The organism is Gilliamella sp. ESL0405 (genome assembly GCF_019469205.1).
Taxonomy (GTDB): domain Bacteria; phylum Pseudomonadota; class Gammaproteobacteria; order Enterobacterales; family Orbaceae; genus Gilliamella.
In genome coordinates this window covers 2,797,499-2,809,609 of sequence record NZ_CP048265.1, presented here as the reverse complement: position 1 = coordinate 2,809,609, position 12,111 = coordinate 2,797,499, and the positions used below count along the sequence as shown (strand labels likewise).

Here is a 12,111-nt window from a genome sequence, read left to right as displayed (position 1 = left end):
AATTCCCCTAATAAGCTGTGATGAGGGTATTAATAACCTAAAAAAATAAATCTTCTGTGGATAACTAAAACAATTATCAACAGCTTTAACCAAAAAAAGATCCGATCAATTAACAGAATTTCACGATCGATAAGATCCTATAAAATTACAAGAAAACCTAGTTATCAACAAAAAGGATCCGCACTAATAGTAGTAAAAATAAAAAAGATCACATAAAAGATCTTATTTAATTTAAAGCGCGATCAAAATAGATCATTTGACGTAACTGAAAAGATGAGTACAATTCCTAACGCTAAATTAAATCAGATCACCCGATCAAAAAAATACGATCACCGATAGATAAATAACAACGAGGCTTTATATGTTTTATCCGGATCTTTTTGATGTCATCATTGTTGGTGGCGGTCATGCAGGAACAGAAGCTGCCATGGCATCAGCAAGAATGGGCCGCAAAACACTTCTTTTAACCCATAATATCAATACGTTAGGTCAAATGTCCTGTAATCCAGCTATTGGCGGGATCGGCAAAGGACATTTGGTTAAAGAGATCGATGCAATGGGTGGGTTAATGGCACATGCTATCGATCTAGCTGGGATCCAGTTCAGGATCTTAAACAGCAGTAAAGGTCCAGCAGTTAGGGCAACACGTGCTCAAGCAGATCGATCGCTTTACCGTAAAGTGATCCGCACAACGATTGAAAACCAAGAAAACCTAATGTTATTTCAACAATCGGTTGAAGATGTGATCATCGAAAACGATCAGATCGTCGGTGTAAAAACCCAAATGGGTGTTAGCTTTAAAGCTAAAGCGGTTGTACTCACTACTGGAACGTTTTTAGACGGTAAGATCCATATTGGCTTAGATAATTACAGTGGCGGACGAACAGGGGATCCTGCAGCGATCGGCTTATCTAAATCATTACACCAATACCCTTTTAGAATGGGGCGCTTAAAAACAGGAACGCCACCAAGAATTGATGCCAGAACCATTGATTTTTCAAAATTAGGTACACAGTATGGTGATGATCCTGTTCCGGTATTTTCATTTTTAGGCAATGCAAGTGAGCATCCAAGACAGATCCCTTGTTATATAACAAGTACCAATGAAACAACCCACGAGATCATTCGTAACAGTTTAGATCGTAGCCCAATGTATACAGGTGTTATTGAAGGGGTTGGTCCAAGATATTGTCCTTCTATTGAAGATAAAATAATGCGTTTTGCTGATCGTAATTCGCATCAGATCTATCTTGAGCCGGAAGGATTAGATAGCAACGAGATCTATCCAAATGGGATCTCGACAAGTTTACCATTTGATACGCAACTTGCTTTTGTGCGTAGTATGAAAGGGCTTGAAAATGCCAATATTGTCAGACCGGGCTATGCGATCGAATATGATTATTTTGATCCACGGGATCTTAAGCCTACACTTGAAAGTAAAGTGATCAAAGGGCTATTTTTAGCCGGTCAAATCAACGGAACGACCGGTTATGAAGAGGCTGCGGCGCAAGGGATGTTAGCGGGATTAAATGCTGCCAGATTTGTTTATGATCAAGATCAATGGTATCCAACTCGTGATCAAGCTTATTTAGGGGTACTGGTTGACGATCTTTGTACTTTAGGGACAAATGAACCTTATCGTATGTTTACTTCGCGAGCTGAATATCGTTTAATGCTTCGGGAAGATAATGCTGATATTCGTCTAACCGAGATCGGCCGCAAGTTAGGCATGGTTGATGATTATCGTTGGCAGCGATTTAATGAAAAATTTGAAGCCATTGAGCAAGAAAGAGCTCGATTACGAGACATTTGGGTGCATCCGCATATTGAAACTATTGATGAAGTTAATGCGGTATTAAGCGCCAATTTAACCAAAGAAGCTAATGGTGAAGAGTTACTCAAACGTCCTGAAATGAGTTATCAAACATTAAAATCATTGTCATTGTTTGCACCAGGTCTGAATGATGCGCAAGCGGCTGAACAAGTTGAAATTCAAGTTAAATATGATGGTTATATTAAGCTGCAAATTGAAGAAATCGAGCGGCAAAAACGCAACGAAGAGACATTAATTCCGGCGCATATCGATTATGCCGAAATATCGGGGTTATCGAATGAAGTGGTGGCTAAGTTGAAACAACATAAGCCAGTTTCAATTGGTCAAGCTTCACGCATTTCAGGTATTACACCCGCGGCTATTTCGATGCTATTGGTTTATTTAAAAAAGAAAAATTATGTTAAAAAAGAAACTCATTAATCTAATTGATCAAACGGATCTTTTGATCACAGATCAGCAAATAGATCAGTTAATTGATTATGTTCAAATGCTTAATAAGTGGAACAAAGCTTATAATTTAACCGCTGTGCGTGATCCTAATGAAATGTTGATAAAACACATCATGGACAGCGTTGTCGTTTCACCTTATTTAGTTGGTAACAGTTTTATTGATGTTGGCACCGGACCGGGCTTACCGGGCATTCCGTTGGCCATTATCAATCCTGATAAACAATTTGATTTAGTTGATAGTTTAGGCAAGCGTATTCGCTTTTTAAAGCAGGTACAATTTGAACTAAAACTGACTAATATTAATCCCGTTCAGAGCCGAATTGAAGCCTATTGCGATAAACAGTTTGACGGTGTAATTAGTCGGGCTTTTGCCTCTTTGCAAGATATGCTTAATTGGTGTAAACATCTACCGAATCAGCAAGGATCTTTTTATGCGCTTAAAGGAAGTGAAATCGATGCTATTCCTGCCGGTTTTACTTTGAAACAAGATATTAAATTAACGATTCCTGAGTTAGATGCTGAACGGCGTTTAGTCATCATTCAATAGTTTTATACTAAAACGTAGGTATTTTCTGAAAGTTTTTGACAAAACTAATTCTTACGTTTTTTTAAGTAATCTTTAATACCATTTAAAATGGCTTTTGATACCTGATTTTGGAATGAAGCCGTTTTTAGCTTTTTCTCTTCATTTATATTACTGATAAAAGCTGTTTCAACCAAAACAGAAGGGATATCGGGGGCTTTTAATACCGCAAAACCTGCTTTTTCAATTGATGGTTTGTGTAATTGATTGACCACTTTCATACGATTTAAAATGGCATTACCCAATAACACACCATTACTTAGTGTGGTTTTTTGTACCAGGTCTAAAATTGTATTATCTAAGTACTTATCACCACTACGGCTAACGCCACCGATTTGGTCAGCTTTATTTTGAGTTTGCGCTAAATAGCTAGCTGCTGAACTACTGGCACCTTTGGTTGATAAGGCAAAAACTGTCGATCCTTTTACCGATCGGTTGGTAAAGGCATCAGCATGGATTGAGATAAACAGATCTGCATGCAACGAGCGAGCTTTTGCAACTCGCACATTTAAAGGGATAAAGACATCTTCGTTGCGCGTCATGTAGACTTTTATATTTGGCTCTTTTTTTAGCAGGTTGTAAGTCCGGCGAGCAATTTGTAAAACAATATCTTTTTCTCGGGTCTTTTTATATCCTATAGCGCCGGGATCTTCACCGCCATGGCCTGGATCAAGCACAACAACAACTGGGGCATTTTTATTTTTATTCGTTGTTGTTTTGATCTGTGATTGTTTTTGGGTCAAGTCGCCTTTGGTGTACTCTTCGAGCAATGCCAGTAACGGATCGTCATCTTCCGGTGAAGCAGATTTAGACGGATAAAGATCCATCACTAAACGATGTTTAAACGTTTCAATAGGCGGTAACGTGAATGTATTTGGCTCTACACCTTGCTTTAATACAATCATTATTCTGACCGTTTTAGGATCAAGTTGTAAAACTCTGATTGATTTTATATAAGGATCGTGGTTTAAAACTTTTGATGAAATACTTTTTAGTGTAGTATTTAAATCCACTTTATCTATGTCTATCACCATTCTGTCGGGGTTACGTAGTGCAGAACGTTTATAGTTAAGTTTGATATTTGATTCTAACGTGATGCGAGTATAAGTTGAAGAAGGCCAAACACGAACAGCAACAATCTGTGCCTTTGTCGCAGCAAAGCCAACACGAGAAACTGACAATAAACAAGTCGCAATAATGCCCTTAACTAAAAGACGTTTTGTTGGACTAAATGTTTTTGACATATCTTCTTACTTTCATCTGTTAGGTAAATTAGTCGCAGATAATAACATAAAATAAAAACATGTTAAGAAGAATGATTATCATAATCGGTTGTTTAATTAAAAATTTAGTCTGCTTAGTTATAAAAGGTTTTGTCGATAATCATTTTTATATTATTAATGCCAATAATAAAACATATATCACCGGCTGTTATGCGTTTAAAATAACGATTAAGACGATTTAAACTTTTTTAATCTAGGTTTTTAGGTCGATTTTAGCTGGAATTTATTGGTGATAAAAAATCGTAATGAAAACGGTTTCAATTTGTTTGTTTATTACTCATTAACTATAAACTTCTATGAAATTATTAGTTAGAATGAATTAAAAAATATTTTTTACTTATCAATGATAAAAAGACTAATTTAAGCTCATCTTTATATAGACCCTACATTCACAAAGGATTACAATATAGCACGCTAAAATCGCGGATTTAAACCCGTTTTCATTTTAACAATTAAATATAGCTGAGTTATTGATGAGCAAAAAATTACATATCAAAACTTGGGGCTGCCAGATGAATGAATATGATTCAACTAAAATGGCCGATCTCCTTGAATCCACCCACGGTTTAACATTAACAGACAATGCAGAAGAAGCGGATATTTTATTATTAAATACCTGCTCTATTCGAGAAAAAGCACAAGAAAAAGTTTTTCACCAATTGGGACGCTGGAAAAACTTAAAACAACATAACCCTGATATTATTATCGGTGTGGGGGGATGTGTGGCTTCTCAAGAAGGTGCCCACATACGTAAACGTGCGCCATTTGTCGATATTATTTTTGGGCCACAAACTTTTCACCGTTTGCCAGAGATGATTGAGCAAATTCGTAGTGGTAAAGGTAACCATGTTGTGGATGTTAGCTTTCCTGAAATTGAGAAATTTGATCGCTTACCAGAACCACGTAGTGAAGGCCCAACGGCTTTTGTGTCAATTATGGAAGGGTGTAATAAATATTGTACTTATTGTGTTGTACCTTATACCCGTGGCGAAGAGGTCAGTAGGCCTTGTGATGATGTAATTTACGAAATAGCACAGTTAGCAGAACAAGGTGTGCGTGAAGTTAATTTGCTTGGGCAAAATGTGAATGCATATCGTGGTCCTACTTTTGATGGCGATATTTGTTCGTTTGCCGAACTACTTCGTTTAGTTGCTGCCATTGACGGTATTGATCGAATTCGCTTCACGACCAGTCATCCTATTGAATTCACTGATGATATTATCGATGTTTATCGTGACACGCCGGAACTGGTTAACTTTTTGCATTTACCGGTGCAAAGTGGATCTGACCGTGTTTTAAATTTAATGAAACGAACTCATACAGCGATTGAGTATAAATCGATTATTCGAAAATTACGTAAAGTTCGTCCTGATATTCAAATCAGTTCTGATTTTATTGTCGGTTTTCCGGGCGAAACACAGGAAGATTTTGAACAAACCATGAAACTAATTGCCGATGTCAATTTTGACTTAAGCTATAGCTTTGTTTATTCAGCACGCCCTGGCACACCCGCAGCTGAAATGGAAGATAATGTTTCTGAGGAAGAGAAAAAACAACGTCTTTATATCTTGCAAGAACGGATCAATCAGCAAGCAATGCAATTTAGCCGTCGTATGCTAAATACAGTGCAACGTATTTTAGTCGAAGGACCATCCAAAAAAGATCTCATGGAATTAACGGGCAGAACTGAAAATAACCGTATTGTTAACTTCGAAGGTCATCCAAATATGATTGGTAAATTTGTTGATGTTGAAATTACCGATGTTTATCCAAATTCATTAAGAGGTAAAGTCGTGCGTACCGAGGATGAAATGGATCTGAGGGTGAGTCAATCACCTATGTCTGTGATTTCAAGAACTCGCAAAGAAAACGATCTAGGCGTTGGTATTTATCATCCATAATTAAATAACGTATTTAATTATAAAAATAATATTATTTCATAACGGAAAGGAAAGAAAATGTTCATTATATTTGGTTCTAGAGGTCGTGAAGTAGATGAAGAAACAGGGCAATTTAATTGCCCTAATTGTTGTACAGTGCAAAACATCAAATCAGATGAAAAACAACAAAAATATACGCAAGTTAAAATGGCAAGATATTTTACGTTGTTTTTTATTCCAATATTCAGTTTTCAAACATTAGGAAGATACATTCGATGTAATCATTGTCATTCAGAATATAATGAAAATGTTTTAAACTATGTACCGCCTAGCTTAGAAGAAGAAATAGGCAATGATGTTGAGCAAGAATTAAAAAGCGGTACACCAATCTCAATGATGATCAATAAACTAAAAACGCAAGGTTTAGATCAACAACAGGCGACAAGGTTGGTTGATCAGGTTGTGTCGGGAAATATTGTGACTTGCCAGCATTGTAAAATGGAATTTTTAAAAGGCGTTGAAAAATGCTCTTTATGTGAAGGAAAACTTAGCAATTAACATAATAATTAGAGGGCTTATTATTGAAAATTATTACACATCAAACCGTGCTTGAACCAGATGATAATCAAAGGTTAAATAGTCTTTGTGGCCCTCATGATGATAACGTTAAACAACTTGAACGTCGACTTGGTATTGAAATTAATCATCGTGGTAACTTGTTTTCAATCACAGGCGATAAGATTTGTGTTGAGGCTGCCAATGACATTTTGCAGTCTCTTTATAAACAAACTAAATTAAAAACTAAAGTTGTTAATATTGAACCAGAGCAAATTCATCTAGCGATTAAAGAATCAGGCGCGCTTAACAAAGTTAGTGAACATTTACCTGCCTATATCGATCAACATGGTGGCAAATTAGTCATGATCAAAACTAAGCGTGGCGTGATTAAACCGAGAACGGCAAATCAAGCACAGTATATTGCGCATGTTTTAGATTATGATATTTCCTTTGGTATTGGTCCGGCCGGAACGGGTAAAACTTATTTGGCGGTAGCTGCTGCGGTTGATGCGCTTGAAAAACAACAAATTCGTCGAATTGTGTTAACTCGCCCTGCGGTAGAAGCGGGCGAAAAACTGGGCTTTTTACCCGGTGACTTAAGCCAAAAAGTGGATCCTTACTTACGCCCGCTTTATGATGCTTTATTTGAAATGCTGGGCTTTGAAAAGGTTGAAAAATTAATTGAAAAAAGTGTGATTGAAGTTGCACCATTAGCTTATATGCGTGGGCGTACACTTAACGACGCTTTTATTATTTTAGATGAAAGCCAAAATACCACCATTGAACAGATGAAAATGTTTTTAACACGCATTGGTTTTAATTCTAAAGCGGTCATCACTGGCGATATTACCCAAATCGATTTACCCCGTCATCAAAAATCCGGCTTACGACATGCAATAGAAGTGTTAAGCCAAGTTGATGAAATCAGTTTTAACTTCTTTAATAGCGAAGATGTCGTGCGTCATCCGGTGGTGGCTAAAATAGTGAATGCTTACGATAAATGGGAAGAACAACACCATAGTAAAAAGCAACATCCACAAGACAATAGTATATAGAGGAGTAATATTATCTCTATCTCAAGTAAAAAAAAGAAAGGCAATATTCGTGATCATTCGGCAGAAACTAATTTATTTTTGCGTAGGGCGCTATTTGCATTTGTTGTAATTATTTTATTGTTGTCTGTTTTACTTGGCAATTTAGCTGATTTGCAGATTTCAAATTTTAGTTATTACAGTACCAAATCGAATAATAATCGTATCGAAATCATTCCTATTCCACCAAGCCGTGGCATGATTTACGACCGTAATGGTACTCCATTAGCTATCAATAATATTACTTATCAACTTAATATTATTCCTGATAAAACCAAAAATTTAAAAGAGCAGTTTGAGCAATTAAAAAAAATTGTTGATTTAACCGATGAAGACATTGAAAACTTCTATAAAGAGCGTCGCAACTATCGAGCACATCGGCCAGTGCCTCTAAAAGAGAATCTGACTAACGATCAAATCGCCCGTTTTGTTGTTGATCAGCATCGTTTTCCATTTGTTTCAATAGTGAAAATACAACATCGGTATTATCCATATGGCGCTTCACTTACGCATATTCTCGGTTATATTTCGAAAATCAATAGCCAAGATAAAAAACGTCTTGAAGAGGAGAATAAAACCAGTAATTATGTCGCTACCCTCAATATCGGAAAAATGGGGATTGAACGTTACTATGAAGATGTATTGCATGGCACGGCAGGTTATGAAAAGGTCGAAGTAAATAGTCGGGGACGTATTGTCCGTATGCTTGAACAACATCCACCACAAGCAGGTGAAGATATCTATTTATCGATCAACCTTAAGTTACAACTCTTTATTGAACAGATCCTAGCTGGGCGTAAAGCGGCCGTTGTGGCTATCGATCCTAATAATGGTGAAGTATTGGCTATGGTGTCTAGTCCTAGTTATGATTCAAATGATTTTGTCGGTGGCATATCAAGCGCTAAATATAATGACTTACTTAATGATCCGAATAAACCATTATTTAATCGTGCTTTATTAGGTGCTTATCCACCAGCTTCCACAGTGAAGCCTTTTATCTCTATTGCTGCGCTAAGCGAAGGTGTTGTTACACCAAAAACGGTGGTTAACGATCCCGGTTGGTGGCAATTACCCGGAACAGAAAAACGTTATCGAGATTGGTTAAAATGGGGACATGGCCGTGTTGATGTGTTAAAAGCGATTGAAGAGTCAGTAGATACCTATTTTTATCAAGTTGCTTATGATTTGGGCATTGATCGTTTAAACGACTGGATGACTAAATTTGGTTATGGCGAACGCACAGGCATAGATATCTCTTCAAATGAAGAAACTCGTGCTGTTATGCCAAGTCGTGAATGGAAAATAAAACGCCACAAAAAATCTTGGCTACAAGGTGATACCATTCCGGTTGGTATCGGGCAAGGGTATTGGACTGCTACCCCAATGCAAATGGCAAAAGCCTTAACCATTTTGATTAATAATGGTAAAACTTATACTCCTCACTTTTTATTATATAAAAAAAGTGACATTATCAATTCAAACGAAAACAAGCCAGATATAGATCCGCAATCATTTGAGCAACCTAATGATTTAATTGATGTGAAAGCTAACTATTGGCAACTAGCCAAAGAAGGTATGCATAGAGTAATGTTTGGCTCGCATGGTACAGCCCGCAAAGTTTATGCCGGGGCACAGTATCAAGCTGCAGGTAAATCAGGTACAGCGCAAGTTTATGGTTTGAAAGAAAACGAAACTTATAATGCTCATAGAATACCCGAACATTTACGAGATCATGCTTTATTTGTCGCTTATGCTCCGTATGATAAGCCAAAAATAGCTCTAGCAATTGTGCTGGAAAATGGCGGAGGCGGTAGCTCTAACGGCGGCGCCGTGGCTCGAAAAATACTTGATTACTATCTGCTTGGTGATAATTCTAGCGAGTCAGATGATGCTTCATCAAATTCAGGACAAGGAAATGAAGATTAACTATGAATAATATTAAAAAATCTTTTTGGCAAAAGATACACATAGATCCACTTTTTTTTCTATTTATTAGTTTATTACTTGCATACAGTCTTTATATTCTTTGGAGTGCTAGTGGCCAAAGCATCGATATGATGGAAAAGCGTGTAATACAAATACTACTTGGTTTTATTGTTATGATTTTCTTTGCGCAATTTTCACCGAGATCCTATGAAAAATGGGCACCATATTTATATGTAGTTTGTATTATTGTTCTTTTGTTAGTTGATATATTTGGTTACACCAGTAAAGGCGCACAACGTTGGTTAGATTTAGGCGTAATACGTTTTCAGCCCTCTGAGATTGCTAAAATTGCCGTACCATTAATGGTGGCTAAATTTATTCATCGAGATGGTTGCCCTCCACCACTTAAAACAACGTTGCAAACGCTTGCAATCATTGGTGTACCAACATTATTAGTTGCTATGCAACCGGATTTAGGTACCGCAATTTTAATTGTCATGTCAGGTATCTTTATTATCTTTTTGGCAGGCATTGACTGGCGATTTATTCTTGTTGCGTTGATTTTAATTGCGGCATTTTTACCGATTATGTGGTTTTTCTTAATGCATGACTATCAGCGAGAACGGGTATTAACCCTGTTTAATCCTGAACGCGATCCAAATGGTACTGGCTATCATATAATTCAATCTAAAACCGCTATTGGATCAGGTGGTATATGGGGTAAAGGTTGGCTTCATGGTACTCAATCGCAATTAGAGTTCCTGCCAGAAAGACATACTGACTTTATTTTTTCGGTGATTGCTGAAGAGTTTGGTTTTATCGGAACTGTGGTTTTATTAGTGCTATTTTTGTGTTTAATTATACGTGGACTTGTTATTTCTGCACAAGCACAAACCACTTTTGGCAGAATATTATCAGGTGGTTTAATTTTAGTCTTCTTTGTTTATGTGTTTATTAATATTGGTATGGTCAGTGGAATCTTACCAGTAGTTGGTGTACCATTACCGCTAATAAGTTATGGTGGCTCATCTTTAGTCGTTTTAATGGCAAGTTTTGGCATTATGATGTCTATTCATACACATCGATATATGTTATCTAAAAATATTTAACGGAATTTAATTACATGAAAAAGAAATTTAAATTATCTTTTGCTTGGTTAGCACTTGCTATTTGTACTTCAGCATCAGCTGATATCCCTATTCCAGCTATTCCCGAATTAGATGCTGAAGCTTATATTTTAATTGACGCCAAATCAGGCGAAATTCTTGCGCAACATAATGCTGAACAACAGCGCGATCCGGCAAGCTTAACCAAAATGATGACCAGTTATGTCGTTGGTCAAGCGTTGCATTCTGGTCGAATTAAAAATGATGACATGGTAGTGGTTAGTAAAGATGCCTGGGCAACCGGAAATCCTATATTAAAAGGCTCATCACTCATGTTTCTCGAAGTTGGTAAAACCGTTTCGGTTTCCGATCTCAACAAAGGTATTATCATCCAATCAGGTAATGATGCCTGTATTGCAATGGCTGAACATGTTGCTGGAAGCCAAGGTGCATTTGTAAACTTAATGAATGATTATGCGCAAAAAATTGGTTTAACCCATACTCACTTCGAAACTGTGCATGGATTAGATGCACCGGGGCAATATACTACCGCTAAAGATATGGCATTACTCGGTCAAGCACTTATCCGTGACTTGCCGCAAGAATACGCTATTTATAAAGAAAAAGAGTTTACTTATACATTATCAAAACCACAAATGAACCGAAATGGTTTACTTTGGGATACGACGTTAAATGTTGACGGTATTAAAACGGGTCATACCAATGCTGCGGGTTATAACTTAGTCGCTTCCGCTGTCGACGGAAATACCCGGTTAATTTCAGTTGTATTAGGTGGGCGCACTTTTAAAGGTCGTGAACAAGAGAGTAAAAAACTACTGGTTTGGGGCTTTCGCTTCTTCGAAACCGCAAATCCAGTCAAGGAAGGTACACCACTTACCACTGAATCAATATGGTATGGTGATGAGAACAAAATTCAACTAGGGGCTATTAATGGTGCATTTATAACTGTACCAAAAGGCCGTGCTGCGGATGTTCAAGTTCAATACAAAATTGACGATTATATTTATGCGCCAATTAAAAAAGGAACAGCTGTAGGCAAAATGCAATTTTTATTAGATGGTAAAGTCATCAATGAGCAACCATTAGTTACATTACAAAATGTTGAAGAAACAGGATTCTTTGGCAGTATGTGGGATTGGATTTGCTTACAGGGGCATAAATTATTTAATTAAGATTGTCTCATTAGCGTTCTGCAAGTTAAGCTTGCAGAACGATTTTTTTCCGGTTGCAATCATTCAGATCACATCTTTTTATCTAACATTGCTTATTTCATTTTAAGCTTCGATAAATTTTAAACGACTTAAATACTAATTGGTTGGTATTCTATCAGTTTCAATAAATTTACTTTTTAAAATTAATTTATTGATTTTATTTGATTT

At 36.8% G+C, this 12,111-nt stretch carries 9 protein-coding genes; 8 read left to right on the top strand and 1 reads right to left on the bottom strand.

Going from position 1 to position 12,111, the window contains the following annotated elements; all coding sequences use genetic code 11:
- Positions 1-361 precede the first annotated feature (361 nt).
- Positions 362-2,254: a tRNA uridine-5-carboxymethylaminomethyl(34) synthesis enzyme MnmG gene (gene mnmG, locus GYM74_RS12285; protein ID WP_220218481.1), complete on the top strand. Its 1,893-nt coding sequence runs from the start codon at positions 362-364 to the stop codon at positions 2,252-2,254.
- On the top strand, positions 2,232-2,831 hold the full coding sequence (rsmG, locus tag GYM74_RS12280) for a 16S rRNA (guanine(527)-N(7))-methyltransferase RsmG (RefSeq protein WP_220218480.1): 600 nt from the start codon (positions 2,232-2,234) through the stop codon (positions 2,829-2,831). Before mnmG ends, rsmG begins: the two co-directional genes overlap by 23 nt.
- 44 nt (positions 2,832-2,875) lie before the next feature.
- Here the strand turns inward: rsmG and GYM74_RS12275 are convergent, their stop codons facing one another.
- A complete protein-coding gene (locus tag GYM74_RS12275; RefSeq protein WP_220218479.1) occupies positions 2,876-4,111 on the bottom strand; it encodes an N-acetylmuramoyl-L-alanine amidase in 1,236 nt (411 codons plus the stop codon).
- Between the two features lie 512 nt (positions 4,112-4,623).
- Here GYM74_RS12275 and miaB point away from each other — a divergent pair.
- Genes miaB through GYM74_RS12245 form a run of 6 tightly spaced genes read left to right on the top strand, consistent with a single transcriptional unit; the run spans position 4,624 to position 11,904 of the window.
- Entirely contained in the window at positions 4,624-6,051 is a 1,428-nt protein-coding gene (gene miaB, locus GYM74_RS12270) for a tRNA (N6-isopentenyl adenosine(37)-C2)-methylthiotransferase MiaB (RefSeq protein WP_220218478.1), read from the top strand.
- 57 nt (positions 6,052-6,108) lie between these two features.
- Positions 6,109-6,588: a zinc ribbon domain-containing protein gene (locus GYM74_RS12265; protein WP_220218477.1), complete on the top strand. Its 480-nt coding sequence runs from the start codon at positions 6,109-6,111 to the stop codon at positions 6,586-6,588.
- Between the two features lie 23 nt (positions 6,589-6,611).
- Positions 6,612-7,643: a PhoH family protein gene (locus GYM74_RS12260; RefSeq protein ID WP_220218476.1), complete on the top strand. Its 1,032-nt coding sequence runs from the start codon at positions 6,612-6,614 to the stop codon at positions 7,641-7,643.
- Between the two features lie 18 nt (positions 7,644-7,661).
- Positions 7,662-9,605: a penicillin-binding protein 2 gene (gene mrdA / locus GYM74_RS12255; protein WP_366915718.1), complete on the top strand. Its 1,944-nt coding sequence runs from the start codon at positions 7,662-7,664 to the stop codon at positions 9,603-9,605.
- 2 nt (positions 9,606-9,607) lie between these two features.
- Positions 9,608-10,714 (top strand): peptidoglycan glycosyltransferase MrdB, encoded by a 1,107-nt coding sequence (mrdB, locus tag GYM74_RS12250; protein WP_220218474.1) that lies wholly within the window; start codon positions 9,608-9,610, stop codon positions 10,712-10,714.
- A gap of 14 nt (positions 10,715-10,728) precedes the next feature.
- Complete coding sequence (locus GYM74_RS12245) at positions 10,729-11,904, top strand: serine hydrolase (RefSeq protein WP_220218473.1); 1,176 nt, start codon at positions 10,729-10,731, stop codon at positions 11,902-11,904.
- The last annotated feature ends 207 nt before the right edge of the window (positions 11,905-12,111 follow it).